Genomic DNA, 22,704 nt, shown 5'->3' on the forward strand with positions numbered 1-22,704 from the left:
CGCGTTAAGAGAACATCATGGCGTATAAAGTATTGGTGGTAGATGACTCTAGCTTTTTTAGACGTAGAGTCAGCGACATCCTAAATAGTGACCCAAAACTTGAAGTTATTGATGTTGCCACCAATGGCAAAGAAGCCGTAGAAAAAGCGAAACAGATAAATCCTGACGTAATTACTATGGATATTGAGATGCCTGTTCTCAATGGTATTGACGCAGTGCGTCAAATTATGTCTGATTCTCCTACCGCTATATTGATGTTTTCTTCACTGACTCACGAAGGCGCTAAAGCAACATTAGATGCCTTAGATGCAGGTGCTTTAGACTTCTTACCTAAAAAATTTAATGAAATAGCAAAAAATAGTGAAGATGCTGGCAGTTTATTACGTGGCAGGGTACTTGAACTTGCGGGCAAAAGTCGCACTTTAAAACGAGGCGCTGCGCGACGGAGTGTAAGGCCTCTCTCCGAAAGCACATTAAGCACCTCGAAATCAGGACTAAAACGAAGCACCTCTGCCTTGAAAAGCAGAGCAAGCGTAACCGAAGAAACTAGAACCAGTGCGACCAAGCTTACGGCTACTAAATTACGTAAAAGCTCAGGTAAAAAATACAGTTTATTAGCGATAGGTACATCTACTGGTGGGCCGGTTGCATTACAGAAAATACTTACTCAACTTCCAAAAGACTTTCCACTCCCTATAGTGATGATTCAGCATATGCCCGCTGCCTTCACTTCAGCTTTTTCCAATCGACTCGATTCCCTGTGTCAAATATCTGTCAAAGAGGCACAAGACGGAGACCTACTTAAACCTGGTCATGCTTATTTAGCACCTGGAGGTATGCAGATGCTAATAGATGGTACAGAAAATGCAGCTAAACTGAGGGTTATGGAAGACAACTCTTCTCGAGTTGCTTACAAACCAAGTGTTGATATCAGTTTTGGATCAGCAGCCAAGGTTTATGGTGGAGATGTATTAGCGGTAATTCTCACCGGCATGGGTGCTGACGGGAGAGAAGGTTCTCGTATGTTAAAGAAAAAAGGCGCTACCATCTGGGCACAAGATGAGGCTTCATCTGTTGTGTATGGCATGCCGCAAGCCGTAGCAGCGGCAGGTATCTCAGAACTTGCGTTACCGCTAGAAGAAGTTGCAGCAACAATTTTGAAGGAATTAGACCATGGATAAGCTCAGTATAACTGGGCTTATCGTTGCAATTCTTGCTATCTACCTAGGCTTCAGTATCGAAGGTGGTGCAGTATCTACGTTATTTGAGCTGCCTGCATTTATTATTGTTTTTGGCGGTACCATTGGTGCAGTCATGTTGCAGTCTTCCAGTGTTCAATTCATGCATGCCCTTTCATTGTTAAAGTGGGTATTTACACCTCCTAAGTTTGATATTGATAAAGGTATGGCTGATATCGAACATTGGGCACAACAGGCGCGTGAGTCAGGTTACCTGGTATTAGAAAACATCGCTTTGGATATTGACGACAGTTTTGTCAATAAAGGTCTTAACTTACTTGCGGATGGTATAGAAACGGACCAACTGGTCACTGCAATCGAATTAGACCTTGAATTGTTCAGGGAACATAACCTTCGTTCAGCCAATATCTATGAATCTATGGGGGGCTACAGCCCAACTATCGGAATATTAGGGGCTGTTTTAGGTCTAATTCAAGCAATGAGTAACCTGACCGATCCTGATATGTTAGGACAGGGCATTGCTATTGCTTTCGTAGCGACAATTTATGGTGTTGGTTTTGCAAACCTATTGTACATTCCAATCGCCAATAAACTCAGAGCTATTATTCATGAACAAACCATGTATCGTGAGATGATGGCACAGGGGTTAATTGCAATTTCACAAGGTGAAAATCCACACGCGATCACTAATCGACTTTCAGCGTTTAGGTTGCAGCAATGAGACGTTTAAAGGTTCAGCGACATCATGTTGAACATGACGATGTGCATCGGTGGCTTGTGTCATATGCAGATTACATGACGCTCTTGTTTGCACTGTTCGTGGTGCTATACGCAATGGCAATGGTTCATGAAGAGCCTTTTGAAACAGTGACTGAGTCTATTGGCCGCGTATTCCAAGCTAACGACGAAAAGCCGAAAAATAGAGGCCATGGCGACGACATATTGCCTGTCAATTCAAGTAAAACGAATAAACGGCTATATGGTGACGGTATATTAGAGGAAGCTGGCCCTGAAGTTACCGATGGTGAACCCGTGCTATCAAACGTGTCAGATAGCGAAGTGGGTACTAACCTTGAGTCAATCGAAAAAGAACTTAATACTGCGCTTTATGAATTAATCGAATCAGGCTTCGCTCAATTACAGGTTGATGGCGAATGGCTAGAAATAGAACTCAATAGTGGACTTCTTTTCCCTAGTGGATCCAGCTCACCTACACCCTCTGCGAGAGCGATTCTAACAGTAATTAACGAAATATTGACCGGCGTCACTAACTATATTCGTGTCAGGGGCTATACTGATAACCAACCGATAAATAATGAAATATTTTCGTCAAATTGGGAGTTGTCCGTTTCTAGAGCAACATCGGTGCTGCGTATTATGGAAGCCTTGAACATTGAACCAGAACGCATGGCAATTGAAGGCTACGGGCAATATTACCCGGATGCGGACAACGATACTTCAGAAGGGCGTGCACAAAATCGAAAAGTAGTCATTGCTATTTCGAAGTATGGTTTGAATAGAGATAACTTGTTAAACGCGCCTACGATTTCTGTTAAAGATTTAGAGACAGTTCAGGAAGTAGTTGATTCTAATGATGAAGATAATAAAATTAGAATTATTCGGTTAGAAAATGGTGGTATACGTATTACCACACGAGATGAAGAAGCCGATAACCAAAATTAAAAGGTGCGCCATTGGTAGTTTGGACGATAGCAAATCAAAAAGGTGGAGTAGGTAAAACTACTACAACAATTTCTCTTGGTGGCTTACTGGCTGAAAGAGGACACCGAGTTCTTTTAGTTGACACCGACCCTCATGCATCCTTGAGTTACTACTTTGGTATCGAGTCTGAAGATTTAGAATTAAGCGTTTACGATTTGTTCGTTCAGGTTTCTACGAAAGAACAAATAGAACAAAGCTTGTGTCCCACAAAGTACAAAAATATTGATATTCTGCCAGCAACAATGGGGTTAGCGACACTTGACCGCTCCCTTGGAAGTAAAGGTGGCATGGGACTTGTGCTTAAAAAAGCCATTCAGAAGTTAGAGGGAGACTATGATTTTGTTTTGATGGATTGTCCCCCTGTTCTTGGCGTGCTGATGGTAAATGCGCTAGCAGCGTCTGATCGTATTATTGTTCCCGTACAGACTGAATTCCTAGCGTTGAAAGGTCTTGATCGGATGATGAAAACCATGGAAATCATGCAAGGGGAGCAACAAGAGCCATTCACATATACCATCGTACCGACCATGTTTGATAAAAGAACAAAAGCGTCATTAATGGCTTACCAAAAGCTGCAGGAATTATATGGTGACAAAGTATGGCCAGGTGTTATTCCTGTCGATACTAATTTCAGAAATGCCAGTGTGGCGCAAAAAGTCCCTTCAGATTATGCAGGAGCAAGCAGAGGGGTATATGCTTATAAAAGCTTGTTGAAACATTTAATTAAATTATCTTTGGTCAATAAATAGATGTCGAAGTCATTAGCCGCAAGTCAAAAAGTTATGCAGTCCTATTTGTCGGAGTTACTCACCGATGATGAGGAGGTACAAACACGCGAGCATAAAGAACCAGAGAAGAAGCAGCTTGAGCAGTTGTTGGAAAAAGTTCAGCCCACCCAGCGCTTGCCTGTTGAAGATAAAGTTACGACCAATAAAGCAAAGGCCACTGAAAAAGTCGTAGCGGATGAATCTGTTATCGATGAAGCTGAAACGCTGACGACCAACAAAAGTCAGGGGCCGCTGCAAGTTGAAGTTAAGAAAGATTATCGAGAAAACAGCTTTCAGGCGATGTTTTTTGAAGTTGCTGGCTTAACCATAGCTGTACCACTAATTGAACTAGGCGGTATTCATAACGTAGGCGATACAAACTCGCTAATGGGGAAACCAGAATGGTTCAAAGGTGTCATGTTACATCGCGACGAGAAGATTAATGTCGTGGACACTGCACAGTGGGTAATGCCCGAAAAATGCGATGATAAATTGAAAGAGTCACTTGATTATCAATATATTATAATGTTGAGTAATAGCCAGTGGGGATTGATGGCAGAATCATTAGTTGATACTGTCACACTCGAGCAAGGCGATGTGAAGTGGATAGAGCAATCCCAACAAAACAAGCGACCTTGGCTGGCAGGTTTAGTAAAAGATAGAATGTGCGCATTGCTAGATGTCGATTCACTGATTGTAATGTTGGAAAGTGGATTAGACGTTTATCAAGGTTAGCTTGATTAACAGTTGCGATATTAATTAACGCGAGGACAAGATGTATGTCTGAAGAAAGACGTAGTGCGAATGACGCAGTAGATACAAATGATGAAGTGTTACAGTGGGTAACCTTCAAGCTGGAAATGGAAACTTACGGCATCAATGTAATGCAGGTTCAGGAAGTATTGCGTTATACAGAAATAGCACCGGTGCCCGGCGCCCCAGACTATGTTCTTGGTATTATCAATTTGCGCGGAAACGTTGTTACGGTTATCGACACGCGTTCGAGATTTGGTTTGGATTCTGCTGAAGTAACTGATAATACGCGTATCGTTATTATTGAAGCTGAAAAACAAGTCATTGGTATATTGGTGGATAGCGTTGCGGAAGTTGTTTACCTGAAAGCGTCAGAAATTGATGTGGCGCCAAATGTCGGTAATGATGAGAGTGCACGCTTTATTCAGGGCGTCTCAAACCGAGATGGCGAGCTACTGATACTGGTTGATCTTAATAAACTGTTGTCTGACGATGAGTGGGATGAGCTTAAACAATTTTAAGTATTAGCTGAGTAAAAAGCCTGTTCTTATCAGGCTTTTTTTAATTTATGGAAGAAGTATTAAGTAATCCAATCATCATCACCGCTTTGGTGCTATCTATATTTGCTATTGCTGTGACTGTGGTGGTGAGTAAAATTATATCTTTGAACAGGCAGCAGGAATTAGTCGCCAATCAATTATCCACGCTAGAGTTGTTGACAACTGATGTACAAGCAAGCGTTAAAACGCTTTCGGATAAACTTGAACAGCATAAAAGCGCTCAACAAGACAGCCAGTTAGAAAATGATCAAGTGAGTCGACAACTCGAGCATCGAATAAAGCAATTGCAATCAAGTTTTGAACATATAACCAGTCAAATAAAAAGTCTTCAGGAAGAACAACCCCAAGATAAGCTCTATTCAAGAGCGTATAAACTCGCTGGCCTCGGGGCCGATGTTGAAGAAATTATGAAAGAGTGTGAGCTTCCTCGCGCCGAAGTTGAAATGCTATTGGCGATTTATCGCAAACAACAATCATAAACTAATGTAAACTTTTGTGACTTCATGTGGTCACATATGCATTCCGTGTTAAACTTGCGCGGATTTATGTAACGATAATGAACCAAGGATTATTTGCGATGCCGCGTTTTATTAGCTCGCGCTGTTTTTCAATAGTTGCAGCCTTTTCTCTTTTATTGCTTGCTGGTTGTTCATCAGCACCCGATGCCGATCCTAAAGATCCGTTAGAGCCAGTAAACCGTGCTTCTTGGACATTTACATGGGATTACGCAGATAAGTACGTTTTAAAGCCAGTCTCAACTGCTTACGTCGAATATACGCCTGACTTTTTAAGAACAGGCCTTCATAACATGGCGCTTAACTTGAACGAGCCCTCATCGTTTATTAACAACCTATTACAGGGAAAGTTTGGTGACGCGGGTAGAAGTGCTGGTCGATTCGTGCTGAACTCGACAATAGGGTTGCTAGGTTTCTTTGATCCTGCAAGTGATTTCGGCTGGTCTGGTTCTCAAGAGGAGTTTGGTGAAGTACTGGCAGTTTATGGTGTGGGTGATGGGCCGTATCTCGTTATTCCAGCCCTAGGGCCTAGCTCGGTTAGAGATGAAGTTGGTGACTTTGTAGATCGTTATTATTGGCCGTTAGCTGTCATCGATTTTTGGCCGAATGTCGTTCGAAGTGCGATTATTGGTATGGAAGCTCGTGCAGCCCTTGGCGATCAAGAACAGCTAATCAATGATGCAGTCGACCCATATGAATTTGTTAAAAATGCATATTTCCAAAACATGCGCTATCGAGTGTATGACGGTAATCCACCGGTAGAAGTTAATGAAGATGAAGAAGCTGAAATCGATGCGTACCTAGATGAGCTAGACGACTTAGATTGACAGCGCTAATCATGCTGTATCCACACGGAATATGGCGAATTTAGAATTAAATATATCGACCGTGGTGTGTTAAACTGCCGCGGTCGAGTTTTGTACTATGTTAAGGATATTGGTTGTTTCAATGAGAAATGCATTAAAGATACTTGCCAGTTTATCAGCAGGTGTATTGTTTTCACTAAATGTGTTGGCTAACCAGCTACCCAGTCAGATTACTCCACAACAATTGGAACAATTTAAAAGACTGCCTGAATCTCAACAACGAGCATTGGCTCAAAGCATGGGCATTGACTTCAATACTATCAAAAGACAATTGAGAAGTGGTGCTAAAGGCAGCGACGAGCAGATGGACGAACAGGAGCAACCTGTTTATCCCAGAGGCACAAAATTTGACGAATACGGTAACCCCGTTTTTCCTGATGATGAATTATTAGAGGAAGAAGAGGATGATGGTGAACCAAAACCATTCGGTTATGAGGTGTTTGCTAATGCCCCATACACGTTTGCGCCTACAATGGATATAGCAGTTCCAGAAGATTACATCATTGGTGCTGGGGATACTATTCGTATCCAAATTTTCGGCAAAGAAAACGATGAGTATGAATTTCCTGTTAACAGGCAAGGCGACATTGTATTACCAAACCTAGGCCCCTTTACGGTCGCAGGCCTTACGTACAAAGAAGTTAAAAACTACTTCTCAACTGAAATAAAAAAGAAAGTATTGGGTGTTGATGTCGTTGTAACGATTTCAGACTTACGCTCAATGCGTGTGTTTGTCGCAGGTGATGCGTTTAAGCCTGGTCCTTACGTGATGAGTGCATTGTCGAGTGTCACGCATGCAATATTTGCAGCAGGTGGCATTAATGACATTGGTTCACTGCGAAATGTTCAGGTGAAACGCGCAGGAAAGCTTGTAACAACGCTTGACCTTTATGACCTACTTATCTTTGGTGACTCGTCAAACGACATTATGCTTAAATCAGGTGATGTTGTATTTATCGCTCCAGTAGGAGAGCGGGTAACAGTACGAGGAGAAGTCCGACGACCGGCAATTTATGAAATCAGTGCAGGTGAATCTTTCGCTGATGTTGTGAACATGGCTGGTGGCTTGCTGCCATCAGCATACCCTTCTGCTACGGTGGTAGAGCGTTTTAATCGCCGTAATATTCGTACTATTGAGAACTTAGATTTAACACAGCAAACTTCGTTGGATAAATCGGTGCGCGGTGGCGATGTCGTCCGGGTAATGGAAACGTCTGCGCAATATGATGATTCTGTGACTGTCATCGGTGCCGTTACACGTCCGGGTAAATACCAGTGGCAAGAGGGCCAAAGAGTCAGTGACTTATTACCGAATATCCATGCATATATGCTTGACGATGCGGACCTAAATTACAGCCTGATTATTCGCGAAAAAGATATTGGTCGCAATATAGAAGTTTTGCAATTTAGCTTGTTCAAAGCGCTAACTGATCCTGACTCTGCTGAAAACCTTGCGTTACAAGCTCATGATAGAATTCTTATATTTTCTTTGAATGAAATGACAAACTTTGCTGAAGAGTCGTTAGATAAGTTGGCGATGACGCAAGAAGAAATTCTGAAGAAAGAAAAAGACAAAGCAAAAGAAAAATACAAAGATCGCATGTTCTGGTCGGAATATGGTGAAGAAGAGCCTTTTGTTGAAGTTGATGAGCTTGATGAATCTCTGAAATTAGCTGAAAAGTCGATGGAAGAATTGACAGGAGGCACTTATGAAGAAGAGATTGATCCAAAAGATTTAGCGTTATTTTCGCGTCAAAAGTTGCTAGCGCCTGTTATTAAAAAGTTACAACGTCAAGCAGCCTCTGGTGAGCCAATTCAACTTGTCGAAGTCGTAGGTGCTGTAAAATACCCAGGCATTTATCCGCTTGCGCAAAATAGTCAAGTGAATGATCTTGTTGCAGCAGCTGGCGGGTTATTGGAGTCTGCATACTTGGAGCGTGCAGAGATCACGCGAAATGAAGTTACAAGTTTCAAGGCCCACAAACATTCGTTTAATATAGATTTACGCGCTGCATTGCAAGACGTTGCTGAGCATAATGTTGCGATCCAAAGTAAGGACAGATTGAATATACATGTCATCCCAGCTTGGCAAGAAAACCATATTGTTGAATTGCGTGGCGAGTTTTTATTCCCTGGTAAATACACGATTCAACGAGGTGAGACGTTAGGTCAACTAATCGAGCGTGCGGGTGGTTTCACTGAGTTCGCTTACAGAGAAGCGTCTGTATTTACGCGAGAAAAGTTAAAGCAATTAGAGTTTCAAAATATCTTAAAAGTGTCTGAGAGCCTTCGTATGGAGATAGCGTCAAAAAGTCTTTCTCAGCGTGACTCTCAATCAATAGATTATGAACAAGCAAAACTACTTTTAGCTGATTTAACGAAAGTACAGCCTGTCGGTCGTCTAGTCGTTGATTTACCGAGAATAGAGCAAGATCAAAATGCGGATATTCTGTTAGAAGATGGTGATGTGCTATATGTTCCAACGAAACAAAATTCAATTAACGTGGTAGGGCAAGTACAGGTAGCGACATCACATTTATACGAGCGTGGACTTGATGCGTTTGATTACGTCGAGCTGAGCGGTGGTATAAAACAACAAGCCGACGACGAGAGAATTTACGTTATCAAGGCAAATGGCCGAGTTGTAATCCCTGAAACTGAAAGCTGGTTTGCAGCTAATAGTGCTTCAAATTTGAGTCCTGGTGATACTGTTGTGGTGCCTTTAGATTCATACTTTATGGATAACATGACGTTATGGGCAACAGCTACACAAATTGTTTACCAAGCTGCCGTTGCTATTGCAGCAGTATCTGGTTTGTAATATTTGAAATGTAAAAAAATGTAACTTAGCTGGTTATCATGGGACAGATGACTAGCTAAGTTACGCTTAAACCTCTATAATTTTGGCAAATTTATATAAGCAAAGTCGCTATAATTCTTGGTTGGCTCTTTAGAGAATGTATGATTTTATCGCGCTACTAGTCGCGTTTTTTTGTTCAGTACTGACTATAAAAGTACTTTTACCCCTTGCCCCTCATATCGGCTTGATCGATCTTCCCAACGAAAGAAAAAAACATGATGGCGCTATTCCCCTCATAGGTGGTATCTCGATTTTTACAGGCGTATTAATCGCTTCAACATTGTTTGTTGAACAGAGTCAAATCGTTAACCTTTACTTGATCTCATCGGCGCTTATTGTCTTCATTGGCACGTTGGATGATATTTACGATTTAAGCGTTGGTTCTAGAATTGTTTTCCAAGGAATAGTGGCTTGTATTCTTGTTTTTGGTGCTGAAACTTATATAAGTGATTTTGGAGAAATCCTGGGGAGTGGTGGCGTTGATATTGGCAACTTTGGCATGATTTTCACTGTTTTGGCGGTTATCGCTGCTATTAATGCGTTTAATATGGTTGATGGTATCGATGGTCTTGCTGGTTCTATGAGTATAATCACGATAGGGTCTATAGCGATACTTACGGTATTGAACTCTCCTGACAAACATGTGTTATTGCCAATGTTGATAGTGGTCTCAACAATCCCTTATTTATTCTATAACGTAAGCACGCGGAACCCTCGAGGAAAAAAAATTTTTATGGGGGATGCGGGTAGCATGTACATGGGATTGACGGTCATTTGGTTATTGACATTTGGTACTCAGAATACAGAAGCTAATTTACCTTCCTTTAACTCTGTCACAGCGTTGTGGCTTATCGCAATCCCATTGATGGATATGTTTGCGATTATGATAAGAAGAATAAAAAGTGGGTCATCACCATTTAGAGCTGATAATTTTCACATACATCACATTTGCTTAGCTAATGGTATGTCACCTAGAAAAACTCTATGGTTCATTAGTACGTTAGCAATTGTTATGGCTGCGATTGGAATAACTGGAGACGTGTTAAATGTTCCCGAACATATCATGCTCGTTGGATTCCTGTTAGTGTTTTTCTTATATACGAGCACTATCCTCAAATTTTGTCGTTTAAAGAAGTTAAGCAAGTAAAATTATTGAAACAATTTTTGTTGTTATTACTTTCGTTAATTTGCTTTAATCTGTATCAACCTCACAAATAAGTAATCAAAGATATGCAGAAAAGAATAAATGGCTTTACGATGATTGAGTTGTTAATTGTCATCGTAATTCTTGGCCTACTGGCTTCATTGGTCGCTCCTAAATTTTTTGATCAGTTAGGTGACGCTGAACGAGGTGTCGCATCAGCGCAGATGAGCGCTTTTGAAACTGCTTTAGATACATATCGATTAGATATGGGAAGCTATCCTTCCTCGCTTGAAGAGTTGAGACAAAGTGATAAGCCTCGTTGGGATGGCCCTTACTTACCAAAAGATGTGCCATTGGATCCATGGGGAAACCCATATATATACTCAACACCGGGTGACAACGGGAATCCATATAAAATATTATCATATGGTGCTGATGGACAGCCTGGCGGGGCAGATAATAATGAAGATGTAATCCACAACTAATGGAATTGAAAGAAATTCTTGAGCGTTCGTTTGGTATAGTTCCTAGCGATATCGCTCGCGCTGAAAATTATCAGAAAAAGTTCGGTGGAAAATTAGAGCAAATATTGGTGAACATGGGTAGCTTACCTGATGATCAGCTCCCACTGCTTTATTCTAAGTTCTTTAATTTACCACTTTTAAATATTAGTGAGTGGTTAGACCAAGATATTCCTGACATGTCTAACCAGGATTTAGATGTTTTCGTAAGCAACAAATGGCTACCCCTTTCTCGCAGTAAGTCTCAGATTCACTTTGCCGCCAAATATCCCCTAGAATTAGCAATAAATGAATGGATTGTTAGAGAGGGAATTGAACCACTAATCTCCATAATAAGTGAGTCTGACTTCCAAACCCTAGTGGGTAAATATACAATTCATGAAAGCGATGCAGAAGAGTTTTTATATAGTGGGGATGAGGAAGAAAAGCTCAGAGAACTGGCTTCTGAGGCACCAACAGTCAACCTACTAAACTCTTTGATAACAAGAGCTCTCAGGCAAGGTGCTTCTGATATGCATCTCGAGCCCTTTCAAGGTCGTTTTCGTGCCAGATTCAGAGTTGACGGTGTATTGCATGAAGCAGAGACTCTTTCCCCTACGATGCAATTACCTATTGTTACTCGTTTGAAAATACTGTCAGGTATGGATATTGCTGAAAAAAGGAGGCCTCAAGATGGGAAGATAGAAATGAAAATAGCTAATCAAGAATTAGATATTCGAGTTTCTTCATTGCCGCTCAATGAGGGGGAGTCTGTTGTTATGCGCTTTTTAAGGAAAGACAATGTAAAGTATGATATGTCTGTTCTTGGTCTGTCCTCTGATATTGATTCCTTGATAAAAGAGGACATTAAGAAAACCTCGGGGGTAGTCTTATTAACTGGACCTACTGGTTCTGGTAAAACCACCACTCTTTACACGTTTTTGAACGCATTGAACAATAATGACGTCAAAATAATTACTCTCGAAGATCCCGTTGAGTACCAATTAGAGGGTATTAACCAAGTTCAAGTAAATAGTGATATAGGGTTTGATTTTTCTGCGGGCTTACGTTCAATTGTACGCCAAGACCCTGATATCATAATGCTTGGTGAAATACGTGATAGAGAAACGGCACAAATCGCTTTGCAATCAGCATTGACGGGGCATTTGGTTTTTTCTACCGTTCATACTAACGATGCTGCGAGCGCGTATACTCGATTGTTAGATCTCGGGGTTGAAGAGTTTTTACTAAATGCTGCATTGGTCTCGGTTGTTGCACAGCGTTTGGCTCGTAAAATTTGCCCTGAATGCAAAATTGAACATCCCGATTCTGATGCGCTAAAGCAAAAATATGACCTAGAATCTTTAGCTGAAAGGTTTAATTTATCTGAAGCTCAGTTATATAAGGGAGATGGTTGTGAGTCTTGTGGCTATTCTGGTTATAAGGGGCGTATGGCCGTTACGGAGTATTTGAGGTGTGATGAGCAAATTAAAGCGATGCCAAAAGATGCGGAGTTTATTTCTAAAGCTAAGCAATATAACAAAGGCATAAATCGAAGAACATTGCTGGAAGATGGACTCTTTAAAGCACTGCTCGGACATACGACTATCGAAGAAGTTATACGAGTGGCAGGCTAGTGACAAACTTTGTTTATAAAGCCTATGATTCTTCAGGAGGGAAAGTTGAGGGGCAAATTGAGTCGCAAAATAAGACTGCTGCTTTAAGCCAGTTAAAAGAACAAGGCTTGTTAGTTACTGACATCAAAGATGAATCCGTCGTAAAAAGCAAAGTTCTCAATTTTAGCAGTAAAATATCTTTGGCAGACCTTGAGTTTTTGACTTCTGAGCTAAGCTTATTGCTAGACTCTGGAGTCAAAATTGACAAAGGTATTGATATTATTAAAAAGACGAAAGCAAAACCAGCTCTGTCACGATTGCTTTCTGGTGTTTCCTCCTCTCTAAAGAAAGGACAAAGTCTTTCTCAAGCTTTCCGAGAGTATCCTGATGCATTTGATGATCTGTATTGTAACTTGATCGAACTTGGAGAAGCATCAGGTAATTTAGCTGACATTTTTTCTGGTCTATCTAAGGATCTGAAGTTTAAAAGAGATCTTCGTAGTAAAGTTATTAGCTCATTGACCTACCCTGTAGTGATCTTATTTGTTTGTATCTTAGCAATATTTTTTATTTTTAACTTTATCATCCCAAAAATGTCTTCGATGTTTTCAGGTGCCGACTCTTTGCCGTGGTACACCCAAGCGATGTTAAGCATCAGTGATTGGATGTTGCAGTATCAATCATTTCTCATAGTTGGAGTGGCAATGCTGCTTTTCAGTGCAAGTGTGTTATTTAAGCAGCCGAAGCTAATGAATTGGTGGCAGAAATTTAGTCTGAAGCTACCAGTATTATCGAGCGCTATATTAATTATAGAGAGAATCAGGTTTAATGCAGGCTTAGCTCTTATGATAAAGTCTGGCGTGCAAATAGATAAGGCACTAGCTTTAGCTAGTGGAAATATCAAAAATGAGGTACTACGAGGAGAGATAAACGTAGTAAGAGCAAAAGTAAAAGCGGGAAGCCTTCTAACGCCAGCGTTAAAGCAAACATCAATATACCCTGATTTTTTTATTTCTCTTTTGGAAGTGGGCGAAGAGTCGGGTAATTTAGAACGTGTATTTAATGAAATAGCTAATCGTTCACGACAAGAGTTCGAGAGTTGGACGTCGAGAGTCACTACACTGCTAGAGCCACTTATGATTTTGTTTATGGGGGGCTTCGTTGGTGGGGTTGTTGTGATGATGTTAATGAGCATGGTCTCTATAAATGAGCTTGGTATCTAAACGACAAACAGGCTTTACTTTAGTAGAGCTAATTGTAGTAATGGCGATTGTGGGCACGCTTTTAAGTTTTGTTGGCCCAGTGACAGTAAATGCTATGGAAAAGTTTGAAGCGAGACAAGAAATGGAGCAGCTAAAAAACTGGCTGATGAAGTTGTCTTCTAAATCATATGCTACTGGTACATCAAATTTGGTTGTTTTTGAAGGCAAGAAGATCTCAGTCTTTGAACGGAAAAATAAAGATGGTATAGCTTCTGATACAAAAACTCTTGAATATTTGTTTTTCCCCACACAATCTGTCTCCTTTACAAGCAAAGGATTCGTTACCACTGATAAACTAAATGTTCTGGTCGGCTCAAATGACAACGTAATAGATCTGAACCTTCTTATAAATCAACCCAAGTAGTCCCCGATAAACTAATGAATTTTGCAAGTGCCAAAAGAAATCAAACTGGCTTTACATTGTTGGAAATTCTGATAGCAACTATTATTTTGCTGTCTACGATAGGAATAGTGACTGAGATTTATCGTGGCGCATTATTAAGTTCTTCAACCGCTACTGTTAATGTCACTATGAGTAGTAAGGTGCCAATTATAGCTGCACAGATACAGCAACAGATCAGAAGTATTGAAGATCCTTCATTAGAGAGAGCCTCTGGCAACGGCGAAGTATTTGAAACCACATATAAGTGGGAGGCTTATGTCGAAAGCTTTCGACCTCCTATACCGGTATTTTCTCCAGAATCAGGAAGAATGGAAAGCTTCCCGAACAAATTCAAACTTTGGAATGTTAAGTTAACCGTTAACTATAAGTCTCGGTCTAAGGACTATATTTTCAAAGAAGTAAGTTGGATTCTATAATGATGCTCTACGGAACGCATAGCAGTGTAAGAGGATTTACGCTAATAGAATTGATGATATCGACAACGATATTATTGCTTCTCATGCTTACTGCTTCGTACAGTTATAGGATTATCGTTGATCGTTGGGATACTGTATTATCTGATTTTTATAAAGAGGAGCAGGTCTCTAAAGGTCTCAATATAGTTGGAAGTGTATTGGAAGGAGTTCATGGTTACATAGTAACTAACGATAAAAATCAACCCAAACTATTTTTTGTTGGTCAAAATCAAAGCTTATTATCGGTAACTAGCAGCGGTATTTTTAGTGAGAATGATGTAGAAATCTTTCGTTTATCTTTTATTGAACAAGATGGAAAAACTAACATAATCTATCAGGCTAAAAACACTCAGGTATTTTTGCTTCTCAATACGTATCAAGAAATTGAGTTTGATTACGAAATTACTCTTTTTCGCGACCTAGATAGCGCTGAATTGAGATATTATGGCTGGCGGAGTTCAGAGTTAATAGGAACGACAGACCCTAGCTGGTTTAATGATTTTTCTGGTTTGGAAAGCGACTTGTTCCCGCTGCTTATCGAGCTATCGTTTCTTAAGGATGGTAAAGCCGCAGTAATTCCAATATCGCTAGATCAAAATGTATCAAAATTGTTCTCTCCATACATTGAGGAACAATAGTTTGATAAATCGATATAACTTTTTTAGCAATCAAAGCGGAATAGCATTGATTCAAATATTGGTACTGTCATCTATCCTGACTGTATTAGCAATATTCATAACATCCACAGCCAGAGAACAGGTGAAAATCGCCCAGTGGACTGAAGATCGAACCTTAGCTTTTTTAGCGTCTAAGTCTGTAGAATCTGAATTATTCTTTGCTCTTTTAACAGAACCTCTGTTGCGAAGTATCAATCAAGAGACAGATGAATATGAACTGTATGACAAGTGGAACTTTCATGGGGAGGCTTTTTCAACAAATGATAATGTGCTGGTAAAGCTTCAAGACCTTAATGGAAAAATAAATGCGCATTATCCTAAAAAAGAGCTAGTATTGTCGCTTCTTCAGGCAAATGGTGCGTCATATACAGAGAGTATTGTAGTACTTGATTCCTTGTTAGACTGGCAAGATGTTGATATTATTTCGCGTGACTCGGGCTTCGACGGAGAAAGCGGCGCGATTCCAATAAGAAATGGAGCCCTACCCAATGTAGAAGAGTTGACCAAGATTAGTGGTATACCGGAACATCTGCATAGTTTGTTGGCCGATAATTTAACTGTTTATGGTACAAATAGTTTTAACCCTATGAATGCCAGCAGGGAATTACTGTCTGCAATAGCAACCCCTTTTATTACTGAGCAAATATTAGCACTCCGCAATGACGGAATGTTGACTAAGGAATTGTTTACTGAACTAACGGGTATAAGGGAAAGTGATAGTACTTACTTTACTCCTACGAGCTATTTTGAAATAACATTGGAAAGTAGGGTAGGTGACGCATTACTAGTGAAGAAAATATATTTACAAATTAATCCTTTAGCGACCAAAAAAACTCCAATAAACTTGCTTAGAACAATAATGTAGTGTCGGCTTGCCTTTGAATCAATACGAATGATGACTTATTTTACGAAACTATTAAGATCTTTAATTTATTACTTTGACGGTGAAATAACAAAAATTGCGTCGAATGACTATGTAAATAATTCAAAGTCAGCTAGTGATATATTGCCATGTCTTGTAGTTAATCGCAGGTATTATTCGGAAGAACTTGTTTCATTTCCAATTACGGAAATGGCACAATTACAAAAAGTTCTTAAACTTCGCTACAGCCAAGAAAACTATAGTTTTTTTATTGCAAAAGTCGAAGATAGTGTAACTTGGGTCAATGTTTGGCAATTTCATGACACGGTTCCATTGGCGCATTTCAGAATCCCTGAGTCTCTCTTAGTTGCGCAAGCTCTTAACGAAAAAGCTGTAGTCACACTTGAAAATGAAACAAATTGCTTCATAGCGAAGGTAGGTACTGGCTGTCAGTCAACTCTGTCTACAAGGTTGATAAATAAAAGCGACATATTTGCAACATCAATAGGTTTTGGAAGCGAATTCGAGTTGTCTACCATTAGTCACCAGGAATTTGTTGGCTCAATACCTTCAAGACTTCAAAAGATGAAGCTAAAAGCTGCCTTGTCTTGTTTTAAACCTGTAAGAACAGCTATTACTAGTAATACGATAATAAGCTATTTTACATATCCAGTAGCCTTAATTCTTGCCTACTACTTATTTTTATCGGCCTATCTATTTTCCTCTAACTATTCTGTTAATTACGAGCTTGAAGAATATACGGACTCTATTTCTGAAGCACTGTCAGAACAATCAAAATATGATGATAGAAAAAGCCGATTAAACGATTTGAAAAGTTTGTTTGAACAGTACCAATTAACTTACAAAATGTGGCACCCCATCGAGCAAGCCCTTCAATTCGGTGAATTGAAAAGCATAAGGAATGTTCAAGGAAGAACTGTCATTAGAGGCTCTACTGAATCAGCGGTCTTATTGTTAGAGGCTTTAGCTAAATTACCACAAGTGTTAGAAGCTAAATTCGATAGCCCTACGAGAACCGTCAGAGGAAAAGAGCAATATGTCATCGGCATCATTATCGACAACTCAATAACAGTGAGTAAGGGTGCATCATGATAGAAGAGCTCAAACAACACAAGTTATTACTAGCAGTTATGGGTGTACTTATTTTCGTTAAATTTGTGCTAATACCAGTGCAAGAATGGCAGAAAGATACTGCTACTGAATTGGAGCTAAAACGAAAGAAGTTATTCAAAGCAGAATATATGCTAGAAAACCTTGAGTCGTTTCAAAAATCCAATAAAGAACTTTTAAGAGCTCTTAGTCAAGCGGAAGATACTCTGTTTGATGCAAAACCAGATGCCGAATTTGAACTAGAACAACAGATCGCTCTAGAGCAACTTTTTAAGAAATATAATCTGCAAATAGACAATATCGGATGGAAAAGGGCTAAGTCAATCGCAGAACTCGACCTTAAACAGTATGATGTAGATGTAAGGTTTTCAGGTAGTTTGCCAGATGCTATCGAATTGACCTTAGCAATTGAAGAGATGGGTAAGCAAATATACGTATCAGATTACAATTATACGTTTCGCACAATAAGTGGAAAAAGCTCCATGGACGTTCGAGGTGCTCGCTTAACGCTGAGCTTATTAGCTCATGGAAAAGATGCAGGTTTATCTGGAGGTAGCAGACAACAGCAGGTGATTCAGAGTGGTATGAATGATGTTTAATGTTAAACCAACTTTGCTCCACTATTTAATTATAACTGTCGTTGTTATTTGGTGCGTCTCTGATTATCTACAAAACTATGCAAGTAATTCTACCTTGGGAAAAAGTCAATTTATTGCAGAAGCTATAGAACAAGAGCTAAATTTTTCTCGGTTGTCAGGTGAGTCAAAACAGTTAATTATCTCCCAATACTCTAAATACAAGAAAGAGAATGAACCTTCTGATTCAAAACAAAAAAGTTTAGTTAAAAAGACAGCAGCAGAACTTGCTTCGCAGAACGGGTTACTGACAGAAGTATTTACGGATAACGAAAAAATAAAACTTAGAGCAATTCTAGTTGATAAACAAAAGGGCCTTCAGCAGGCTTACCTCGAAGTAACTCAAATAGATAGCAATGACAAGAAGTTTGAAACGTTTAATGATCAAAGTGAAGTATATGGCTTTAAACTCACAATAATCGACGCTCAATCATTAGTGTTGTCTAAAAGCAATGCTGGAAAGCAGCAAAATATTGAAATGAAAATGTACCAAAAAGATTAACCGTATTGGTGCAACGGATAAAATTATTATGAAATTATCAAGTAAGACGATTGTCGGCATCTTTTTTTCAGTCCTTGTCAGTAGTTGTGCGGCGCCAGATGCTTCAGACAACATAATAAAGCTGGAGCAGTCATATCTAATTGAACAAGACAAAGACGTTTCCTCAGCCGAATCAACAACGCAAGAGCAAGGTGATGGGCAGTCACAAGCTGCTCAAACTGTTGATACTTCAACTAGAAAATCGTTACGATTTGTTCCTCCTCTGAAGTTAGCAGAATCAAATCTAACCTCAGCGGAGGACATATTAGCTAGATTCGGAGTAGAAGAGTCTATAACGGTAGCCAGTGACGAACTACCTCTGGCAGGGTTTCTTCATTTTGTGTTGGGTGAGCAGTTAGCTGTTAACTATGTGCTTTCTGACGAAGTGAACGATGAATCGCAAAATGTAACGTTAAACATTACTGACAAAGTAAGCGCTAAAAAACTTTTTTTATTAGCAGAAGATGTCTTAAAGGAAAGAGACTACGTTATTAAATACGATGACAATGTTTTTTATATTCACAAAGCAAATAAAAAAGCCAGTAAAGGTAACGTGGTTTATGGCTATGGAAAAACAATTGAAAGCGTCCCACAAACTTCTTTAGAAATAATCCAAATGGTCCCTTTTGAATATGGTATGCAGGCGACGCTGCCCAACACGTTAAAACTGTTGTTGGGGGTGAAGTCTTATCCAGATCAAAAAAGAAACACTGTTTTGATTAAGGGCAAAAGAAAGGAAGTTATTAGAGCGTTAGAGTTTGTTCAAATGATGGACAAACCCGCAATCCAGGGACGAGAAATAGGCATATATGAAGTCTCGTATTTACAAACGCAAGATTTAGTTAGAAAGCTAACAGAGCTTTTAAAGCAAGAAGGGATCTCAACAGGAAGTGGTGGCAACACGTCATCAACACTCTCTATTGTAGAGCTAGATAAACAAGGGCAGCTGATATTTTTCGCTGCCAATACAACCGTCATTGAAAGGGCTGTATTTTGGGCTAAAGAAGTAGATAAACCTGTTCTTACCGCAGAAAAACAATACTTCATTTATCAGCCTTCGTTTTCAAGAGCTGTTGATTTAGGGGCAAGCCTGCAGGCTCTAATTGGAAGTTCAAGTGGGGTTAGTGGTGTTACTTCTGCTGAACGAGAGGCAGGCACAGGTAACCAACGTCAAACAGTAAGTGCTAGCTCAAAGTCAATGAAAATGGTTATCGATGAAAGAGCCAATGCTGTTATATTTTTTACGTCTGGTAGTGAGTATCAGCAAATATTACCCCTAATAAAGCGTCTTGATATTCAGCCAAAGCAAGTAATGCTAGAAGTGACGATAGCGGAAGTAACACTGACAGATACGTTTAAAAGCGGTGTGGAGTTTGTGCTTACTAACCAAGGGGTAGAGAAGACCGGTGGCTTTAACTTGTCCAGTGGCGGCACTGGCCTTAATTATGTATTGTCTGGCACCAATGGTAGTTTAGAAGCAACACTTTTCCAATCAAATGAGAATGTAAATGTGTTGTCTCGGCCATCATTGCTGGTTAGGGATGGCGTAACTGCGAACATAAACGTGGGTGACGATATACCGACCGTTGGTGAAATTATTACAGATCCAGTCAATGGTTCACAAACGTCTGTTGTATATAGAAAAACAGGTGTGGAATTAGATGTGACGCCGACAATCAATGCGCGTGGCGTTGTTATCATGGACATTAATCAAAAGATAAGTAATCAATCGCCTGGTACCGATGCAGTTGCTGGTTCTCCTATCGTATTTGAGCGTTCTATTAAAACAGAAGTTATCGCTGAAAGTGGACAAACAGTGGTTTTAGGGGGCTTGATAAGCGATAACAAATCATTCAACGACACCAGCGTACCATTCTTTTCCAGTATCCCTCTAATCGGTAATTTATTTGATTCTAAAAATGATACATTAACCAAAACGGAGCTAGTGGTACTAGTAACACCGCGTGTAATCGAAAGTGGCGATGAATGGGAACATGTTAAATCTAAATTTTTGTCATCTTTGAAGGCCATCAATTTTTAGAATCAACGTGTAATCTTGATTGAAAACTAGATGATTGATGAAATTTTTATAAAAAAAACAAATATGCGAGTAATTTTATAGTATTACGCTTGAATTGTACTAAAATCTGAGTTACGTTCTTGCTGACGTAAGTTTAAAGGATTGTGTTGTGCGAAATGTGTTCAAGTAACTGTTTTGTATTATACAAGCGGCAACCAAATTTTAATTAGTAGGTTGACAAGCATGTGACACAGCGTAAACTTACTTGGCGTTAGAAGTCGCTTTAGGCGACGGCCTAAACGATTTTTTTATTAACGTAAAAAATTTAGAGAAGATAATGAAGAATTTATCAACTCTGTTTCATGAAACGAAGGAAATAAAAATGTTTAAAAAATCACTTTTAGCATTATCTGTAGCAGGTGCTACAGCATTCACTGCTAATGCAGGTATTTTAACTGCATCGATCACAGAAACTGCTGCATTAACTACAGCAGCATCTGCTGAAACGACTTGTGCTGACGCTGCTGCGACTTTAGGTTTAACAGTTAGCAATACTGGTACAAACACGTTCGAAGACACTGCAGGCGCGGATACAGTAACCGTTACTGATGCTGCAACAGCTACTACTGGTAATACTGGTGTTGGTGCATACGATACAGCTGGTAACACAGCAGTATGGACAGCTGATGATGCATGTACAATCACTATCGGTTCAGATGCACTAGTAGACGCGTCAAGCGTTGCTAACTCATTAGAAGGTGCTCAAGCTAACGGTGTAACTGTTGCTGCTAAGCTTATTTCTGGTGTTGGTGGTTTCAGTGATGAAGATACAGTACGTATTACCGTAACTGGTGGTGTTATCGATGAAGATGCAAGCGCAGGCGCTGTATTGGCTTCTGATAAAGCAGCTGGTTCTGATTTCTCTCTACTAGGTGTTGTAGGTAACGAAATCCTATTTACAGTTAACACTGGCGCAGGTCTAGCTGAAGCACGTGAAATTATTGATATTTCAGGTGTTGTAGTAATTCCAAACGACGGCGTAACGTCATTAGTGCTTTCTGCTGAAACGCAAAACACTGCTAACGTTGTATATGACACAACTGACCCAGAAAAAGTAACTGAACTACTAGGTCAGTGGTCTGTTGACCTTGATGCAGCATTCGATGGTGTTATCGATGTAGCAACTGAGCGTTTAACACTTGCTGTTAACTCAAGCGATGCGTCAAACGCATTAACTGATGCTGGTAACAATGCTCCACTAGATGCAGACGAGCTTATCAACGACGATACATTAGTTATCTCAATTTCTGAGAACACGTCACAAGGTAACCTAGTAGCTGACGAAGCGACGCTTACTATTACTGGTGACTTCGCTTGGATGGCTCAGTTAGATACTACAGATGATGGCGAAGACATCACTTCAGCTGAGTTGCAAACAGGTTTCACTTACCAAGCGTTGTCAGCTGATTTCACAGCAGCTGGTGATGACGTAGTAGCTTCTGCAGCTATTAACGATGCAATGGACGAGTTAACAGTTACATTGACTACAACTGGTGGTCTTGACGCTGCTCACGCATTTGCATGGGCTGTTCCAGGTGACGGTGTTTCAACATTCGGCACAGAAAGCTTAAACGAGCAAACTTTCACTGCTAAACTAGACATCACTGATGATTCTGCAGCAGCAGGTGCTGGTTACGATGCAACTGTATTAGAAGCGACTGTAGCTGGTGAGTGGAACTTGAACGGTTCTGTTGTTACAGTACCATACATGCCATTCGGTCCTAACACGAGAGTTATCATGCGTCACACGAACACTGGTGTTCAAGAAGGTGCAGTAACTGTTCGTTACATGCTTGAAGGCGAATCTACTAACTGGGTTTCAGTTGGTGAAGTTGCACAATCGTCTCGCGGCGTAATGGATATTCGTGATGCAGTAATCGATGCTATCATGGCTGACGCAGGTGTTGAGTCTGGTAAAGTTGCTATCGAAATCACAACTAACGTTCCAGAAGCTGACGTAACTGTTTACGCTGGTTACAACGTTAAGAACTCTGCTGATGACCGCGGTTTCGTTGGTACATTCGGTGAGCACGGTTCAGCTAAGTAATTAACAGCTATACCTAAACTAAAAAAGCGAGCTTCGGCTCGCTTTTTTATTTATTTTACAGTTCCCCACCTTTAAAATAGTCCCATAAAGCCCCTTATTATTTATGGAT

At 40.1% G+C, this 22,704-nt stretch carries 22 protein-coding genes; all 22 read left to right on the forward strand.

Going from position 1 to position 22,704, the window contains the following annotated elements; translation table 11 throughout:
- Positions 1-17 precede the first annotated feature (17 nt).
- The 22 genes from ACFSJY_RS18105 (at position 18) to ACFSJY_RS18210 (ending at position 22,595) form a co-directional block, all read left to right on the forward strand.
- On the forward strand, positions 18-1,181 hold the full coding sequence (locus ACFSJY_RS18105) for a protein-glutamate methylesterase/protein-glutamine glutaminase (protein ID WP_386037692.1): 1,164 nt from the start codon (positions 18-20) through the stop codon (positions 1,179-1,181).
- Positions 1,174-1,920 carry a flagellar motor protein gene (locus ACFSJY_RS18110; protein ID WP_386037695.1) on the forward strand — a complete coding sequence of 249 codons (747 nt, stop codon included), beginning with the start codon at positions 1,174-1,176 and terminating at the stop codon, positions 1,918-1,920. Before ACFSJY_RS18105 ends, ACFSJY_RS18110 begins: the two co-directional genes overlap by 8 nt.
- Positions 1,917-2,882, forward strand: coding sequence for a flagellar motor protein MotB (locus ACFSJY_RS18115; RefSeq protein WP_386037698.1), 966 nt, complete (start codon positions 1,917-1,919; stop codon positions 2,880-2,882). The genes ACFSJY_RS18110 and ACFSJY_RS18115 overlap by 4 nt, the downstream gene beginning before the upstream one ends.
- A gap of 11 nt (positions 2,883-2,893) precedes the next feature.
- Complete coding sequence (locus ACFSJY_RS18120) at positions 2,894-3,670, forward strand: ParA family protein (protein WP_386037700.1); 777 nt, start codon at positions 2,894-2,896, stop codon at positions 3,668-3,670.
- Positions 3,671-4,423, forward strand: a complete 753-nt coding sequence (locus ACFSJY_RS18125) for a chemotaxis protein CheW (protein ID WP_386037703.1) — start codon at positions 3,671-3,673, stop codon at positions 4,421-4,423.
- A gap of 44 nt (positions 4,424-4,467) precedes the next feature.
- Positions 4,468-4,962: a chemotaxis protein CheW gene (locus tag ACFSJY_RS18130; protein ID WP_386037706.1), complete on the forward strand. Its 495-nt coding sequence runs from the start codon at positions 4,468-4,470 to the stop codon at positions 4,960-4,962.
- A gap of 47 nt (positions 4,963-5,009) precedes the next feature.
- Positions 5,010-5,480 (forward strand): DUF2802 domain-containing protein, encoded by a 471-nt coding sequence (locus ACFSJY_RS18135; protein WP_386037709.1) that lies wholly within the window; start codon positions 5,010-5,012, stop codon positions 5,478-5,480.
- Positions 5,481-5,578: 98 nt separating this feature from the next.
- Positions 5,579-6,343 carry an MlaA family lipoprotein gene (locus ACFSJY_RS18140; protein WP_386038453.1) on the forward strand — a complete coding sequence of 255 codons (765 nt, stop codon included), beginning with the start codon at positions 5,579-5,581 and terminating at the stop codon, positions 6,341-6,343.
- 121 nt (positions 6,344-6,464) lie between these two features.
- Positions 6,465-9,203, forward strand: a complete 2,739-nt coding sequence (locus ACFSJY_RS18145; RefSeq protein ID WP_386037712.1) for an SLBB domain-containing protein — start codon at positions 6,465-6,467, stop codon at positions 9,201-9,203.
- Between the two features lie 136 nt (positions 9,204-9,339).
- Positions 9,340-10,389, forward strand: coding sequence for a UDP-N-acetylglucosamine--undecaprenyl-phosphate N-acetylglucosaminephosphotransferase (gene wecA / locus ACFSJY_RS18150; protein ID WP_386037715.1), 1,050 nt, complete (start codon positions 9,340-9,342; stop codon positions 10,387-10,389).
- Positions 10,390-10,472: 83 nt separating this feature from the next.
- Complete coding sequence (gene gspG, locus ACFSJY_RS18155; protein WP_386037718.1) at positions 10,473-10,871, forward strand: type II secretion system major pseudopilin GspG; 399 nt, start codon at positions 10,473-10,475, stop codon at positions 10,869-10,871.
- Positions 10,871-12,523, forward strand: a complete 1,653-nt coding sequence (locus tag ACFSJY_RS18160; RefSeq protein WP_386037721.1) for a GspE/PulE family protein — start codon at positions 10,871-10,873, stop codon at positions 12,521-12,523. The genes gspG and ACFSJY_RS18160 overlap by 1 nt, the downstream gene beginning before the upstream one ends.
- On the forward strand, positions 12,523-13,725 hold the full coding sequence (locus tag ACFSJY_RS18165) for a type II secretion system F family protein (RefSeq protein ID WP_386037724.1): 1,203 nt from the start codon (positions 12,523-12,525) through the stop codon (positions 13,723-13,725). The genes ACFSJY_RS18160 and ACFSJY_RS18165 overlap by 1 nt, the downstream gene beginning before the upstream one ends.
- Positions 13,709-14,128 carry a pilus assembly FimT family protein gene (locus ACFSJY_RS18170; protein WP_386037727.1) on the forward strand — a complete coding sequence of 140 codons (420 nt, stop codon included), beginning with the start codon at positions 13,709-13,711 and terminating at the stop codon, positions 14,126-14,128. The genes ACFSJY_RS18165 and ACFSJY_RS18170 overlap by 17 nt, the downstream gene beginning before the upstream one ends.
- 14 nt (positions 14,129-14,142) lie before the next feature.
- The gene (locus tag ACFSJY_RS18175) at positions 14,143-14,583 is read left to right on the forward strand and encodes a type IV pilus modification PilV family protein (RefSeq protein WP_386037730.1); all 441 of its coding nucleotides are present in this window, start codon (positions 14,143-14,145) and stop codon (positions 14,581-14,583) included.
- Positions 14,583-15,260, forward strand: a complete 678-nt coding sequence (locus tag ACFSJY_RS18180; protein ID WP_386037733.1) for a prepilin-type N-terminal cleavage/methylation domain-containing protein — start codon at positions 14,583-14,585, stop codon at positions 15,258-15,260. Before ACFSJY_RS18175 ends, ACFSJY_RS18180 begins: the two co-directional genes overlap by 1 nt.
- A gap of 1 nt (position 15,261) precedes the next feature.
- The gene (locus ACFSJY_RS18185; protein ID WP_386037736.1) at positions 15,262-16,164 is read left to right on the forward strand and encodes a type II secretion system minor pseudopilin; all 903 of its coding nucleotides are present in this window, start codon (positions 15,262-15,264) and stop codon (positions 16,162-16,164) included.
- Between the two features lie 27 nt (positions 16,165-16,191).
- Entirely contained in the window at positions 16,192-17,274 is a 1,083-nt protein-coding gene (locus ACFSJY_RS18190; protein WP_386037739.1) for a hypothetical protein, read from the forward strand.
- Positions 17,271-17,891: a hypothetical protein gene (locus tag ACFSJY_RS18195; protein WP_386037742.1), complete on the forward strand. Its 621-nt coding sequence runs from the start codon at positions 17,271-17,273 to the stop codon at positions 17,889-17,891. Before ACFSJY_RS18190 ends, ACFSJY_RS18195 begins: the two co-directional genes overlap by 4 nt.
- Positions 17,881-18,429, forward strand: coding sequence for a hypothetical protein (locus tag ACFSJY_RS18200; protein WP_386037745.1), 549 nt, complete (start codon positions 17,881-17,883; stop codon positions 18,427-18,429). The genes ACFSJY_RS18195 and ACFSJY_RS18200 overlap by 11 nt, the downstream gene beginning before the upstream one ends.
- A 28-nt stretch (positions 18,430-18,457) precedes the next feature.
- Entirely contained in the window at positions 18,458-20,509 is a 2,052-nt protein-coding gene (locus ACFSJY_RS18205) for a type II secretion system protein GspD (protein WP_386037748.1), read from the forward strand.
- Positions 20,510-20,870: 361 nt separating this feature from the next.
- Entirely contained in the window at positions 20,871-22,595 is a 1,725-nt protein-coding gene (locus tag ACFSJY_RS18210; RefSeq protein WP_386037751.1) for a hypothetical protein, read from the forward strand.
- Positions 22,596-22,704: the final 109 nt, after the last annotated feature.

Origin of the sequence: Thalassotalea euphylliae (assembly GCF_042682785.1) — a bacterium.
In the GTDB taxonomy this organism is placed as follows: Bacteria; Pseudomonadota; Gammaproteobacteria; order Enterobacterales; family Alteromonadaceae; genus Thalassotalea_F; species Thalassotalea_F euphylliae.

Coding starts and splice junctions, on each gene's coding strand:
- ACFSJY_RS18105 (WP_386037692.1), top strand. CDS start 18: ATGGCGTATAAAGTATTGGTGGTAGATGACTCTAGCTTTTTTAGACGT.
- ACFSJY_RS18110 (WP_386037695.1), top strand. CDS start 1,174: ATGGATAAGCTCAGTATAACTGGGCTTATCGTTGCAATTCTTGCTATC.
- ACFSJY_RS18115 (WP_386037698.1), top strand. CDS start 1,917: ATGAGACGTTTAAAGGTTCAGCGACATCATGTTGAACATGACGATGTG.
- ACFSJY_RS18125 (WP_386037703.1), top strand. CDS start 3,671: ATGTCGAAGTCATTAGCCGCAAGTCAAAAAGTTATGCAGTCCTATTTG.
- ACFSJY_RS18130 (WP_386037706.1), top strand. CDS start 4,468: ATGTCTGAAGAAAGACGTAGTGCGAATGACGCAGTAGATACAAATGAT.
- ACFSJY_RS18135 (WP_386037709.1), top strand. CDS start 5,010: ATGGAAGAAGTATTAAGTAATCCAATCATCATCACCGCTTTGGTGCTA.
- ACFSJY_RS18140 (WP_386038453.1), top strand. CDS start 5,579: ATGCCGCGTTTTATTAGCTCGCGCTGTTTTTCAATAGTTGCAGCCTTT.
- ACFSJY_RS18145 (WP_386037712.1), top strand. CDS start 6,465: ATGAGAAATGCATTAAAGATACTTGCCAGTTTATCAGCAGGTGTATTG.
- wecA (WP_386037715.1), top strand. CDS start 9,340: ATGTATGATTTTATCGCGCTACTAGTCGCGTTTTTTTGTTCAGTACTG.
- gspG (WP_386037718.1), top strand. CDS start 10,473: ATGCAGAAAAGAATAAATGGCTTTACGATGATTGAGTTGTTAATTGTC.
- ACFSJY_RS18160 (WP_386037721.1), top strand. CDS start 10,871: ATGGAATTGAAAGAAATTCTTGAGCGTTCGTTTGGTATAGTTCCTAGC.
- ACFSJY_RS18170 (WP_386037727.1), top strand. CDS start 13,709: ATGAGCTTGGTATCTAAACGACAAACAGGCTTTACTTTAGTAGAGCTA.
- ACFSJY_RS18175 (WP_386037730.1), top strand. CDS start 14,143: ATGAATTTTGCAAGTGCCAAAAGAAATCAAACTGGCTTTACATTGTTG.
- ACFSJY_RS18180 (WP_386037733.1), top strand. CDS start 14,583: ATGATGCTCTACGGAACGCATAGCAGTGTAAGAGGATTTACGCTAATA.
- ACFSJY_RS18190 (WP_386037739.1), top strand. CDS start 16,192: ATGATGACTTATTTTACGAAACTATTAAGATCTTTAATTTATTACTTT.
- ACFSJY_RS18195 (WP_386037742.1), top strand. CDS start 17,271: ATGATAGAAGAGCTCAAACAACACAAGTTATTACTAGCAGTTATGGGT.
- ACFSJY_RS18200 (WP_386037745.1), top strand. CDS start 17,881: ATGATGTTTAATGTTAAACCAACTTTGCTCCACTATTTAATTATAACT.
- ACFSJY_RS18205 (WP_386037748.1), top strand. CDS start 18,458: ATGAAATTATCAAGTAAGACGATTGTCGGCATCTTTTTTTCAGTCCTT.
- ACFSJY_RS18210 (WP_386037751.1), top strand. CDS start 20,871: ATGTTTAAAAAATCACTTTTAGCATTATCTGTAGCAGGTGCTACAGCA.